Annotated in this window: 2 protein-coding genes; both read left to right on the top strand. The window is 53.8% G+C overall.

Annotated elements, in window-relative coordinates:
* A partial coding sequence (locus tag M7439_RS06875; protein ID WP_308464432.1) for a transposase occupies positions 1-245 on the top strand: 245 nt, incomplete at its 5' end.
* A 456-nt stretch (positions 246-701) separates the two neighbouring features.
* The gene (locus tag M7439_RS06880) at positions 702-2,315 is read left to right on the top strand and encodes an IS1182 family transposase (protein ID WP_308464433.1); all 1,614 of its coding nucleotides are present in this window, start codon (positions 702-704) and stop codon (positions 2,313-2,315) included.
* Positions 2,316-2,490: the final 175 nt, after the last annotated feature.

The following is a 2,490-nucleotide window of genomic DNA, read 5'->3' on the forward strand; positions in this document are numbered from 1 at the left end:
CTACCGGCGAGATAGTCGGCCTGGACATGGGTGTCACTCATACGGTGGCTACGTCCAAGGACAAGTTTCTCGATATGAAACTACTCACCAACCGAGAGCGCCAACCTAAGAGGCGACTACAACGCAAACTAGCTAGACAGACCAAAGGCTCCAACCGTCGTAATGCCACAAAGCTAGCTATAGCCAAGTTATCAGCAAAGGAGACCGATCGACGCAAAGACTGGATCGAGTGGACCACGACCTGATTGCCCTAGAGGATTTGGGGGTCAAGAACATGACCCGTTCGGCCAAGGACACAGTTGAGAACCCATGCAAGAACGTTGCTCAGAAGTCCGGACTCAACAGGTCTATCCTAGAACAGGGCTGGGGTATGTTCCACAGACGGCTCACTGACAAAGCTATCAATGCCATAACCCCAATGCCATAACCCCAGTAGAAATCATCGCCATCAACCCCACATACACGAGCCTACGTTGTTCTAGGTGACTGGTGTCTTTCTCACTGATATGGACCGACCAAGGCTGAGACTGCGGTTTGGGCGATTGCTCATCCAGTGAGTCACGATCGCACTCTGGCCGTACAACCTAGTTGACTCTGTCTGATCGTTTGGTATTTGGGGGTATTGTTGTCCCTGATAAGTTGCAAAAGTCCTGGTCATACGGTAGAATTGAGGTATAGAAGCACCTTATGAGGAGAGAGCATTGTCCCTTGGTATTGCAGATTCCCAATCTAACTTCTTTGATGATATGAGCCAGTTCTGTGACAAGACTCTCCCAAAGGATTCCATCTATGCCTTCTTACACGATGAGCGCAACCGGCTCTTTCCTGACGAGGCCTTTGCCGATCTCTTCTCAGGTAGAGGACGCCAATCAGTCCCCCCATCGTCGATAGCAACGGTGATGGTGCTCCAACGTCTGGAGGAGTGCTCAGATCGTGAAGCAACAGAGCGCTACGCTTTCGATGCTCGCTGGCGTTATGCGGCTGGAGTCGGTAGCTACGATGTCTCAGCTTGGCCGGTCTGCTCTCACACGGTACTCGTCGACTTTCGAGAGCGTCTACGCAGATCCAATCGGCCTGACCGGGTCTTTGAGATCTCTCTTCAAGCTGCTCGCGCAGCTGGGCTAGTGGGGCGCAAACGGGTACTTGATTCCACACCTCTCTATGACGCAGTGGCAACCATGGACACCATCACCCTGATACGCTCAGCAATACGCAACCTTCTCAAGGTCGCTGATAGATCCCTTAGGGATTCACTCGTTAGGGTACTCACCAGCGGAGATGACTATGCGAGTTCTGCCAAGCCACAAGTTGACTGGGATGACGCAGCGGCTCGGGCGGATCTTGTCGACTCCAGGGCCAAGGACGCCTATGCCTGCCTTGTGGAGCTTGAAGGTCGTGAGCTTCCCGAAGCAGTCAGCGAGGCAGCCCTCCTTCTTGGAACGGTTGTAGGCCAGGACCTTGAAGAGGACACGAACGGGGTCTTTCGTATCGTCCGAAAGGTGGCCAAGGACAGGGTGATCTCGGTTGTAGATCCCGAGGCCCGTCATGGTCATAAGACATCGTCTCGGAGCTTTGACGGATATAAGGGCCATATTGCACTTGATCCAGAATCAGAGATCATCACTAAAACGGTGGTGACCGCTGGAAACGCCGGGGACGCAAGCGTAGCCGAAGAGCTCATTGAAGATCTGCTCGGAGGGGACGATGCTCGCGATGTAGACCCGGAGAATCCCATATCGGAACCACAGTCAAATTGCGTCTATGGCGATGCCGCCTATGGAACCGGTCAATTCCAGTCCCGACTTGGGGCTGCTCACATCGACTCAAAGTGCAAGACACAGCCACCAAACGCAAAGGAGGGTCTGTTCACAAAGGACAGCTTCCACGTCGATCTCGGAGCCGGGACGGTCCTCTGCCCCGGCAATATAGAGGTCAGGATCCGACACCTCAAAGGTGGTGAGGGAATCGCCAAGTTCGATACCCATTGTGGGACCTGCTCCTTAGCCGAAAAGTGCACCACCTCGAAGATCGGGAGAAAGATCCGTATTGGAGCAAATGAAGCCGCACTCGCTCGGGCACGCAAAGAGCAGGCAGATCCAACATGGAAGGCCGACTACAGAGCAACCAGACCCAAGGTCGAGCGTAAGTTCGGTCACTTAATGAGGCGCAAACACGGTGGGCGACGAGCGAGGGTACGTGGTCTCCTGCGAGTTGGGAATGACTTCAGTCTCCTTGCCGGAGCAGCTAACCTTGCCCGCATGGCAAAACTACAAGCTCGCTCAAATCCCTGCGGGGGATGGGAGGTAGCGATGTAATGGAAAGATGGGAACCCATTTCATGCCACACCGGCAAGAATTGAGTCCATCAGTTCCTTCTCAACTAAAAGCACGAAGCAAGCTTTCGAAAGATCAGCTCCGTCAAGACAAGCCAAAAACGGAAAACCGCGACCTGCGCCGGACCTGATCCTCTCGGGATGCGTATTTCACACCA

This window comes from Ferrimicrobium sp., assembly GCF_027319265.1.
In the GTDB taxonomy this organism is placed as follows: domain Bacteria; phylum Actinomycetota; class Acidimicrobiia; order Acidimicrobiales; family Acidimicrobiaceae; genus Ferrimicrobium.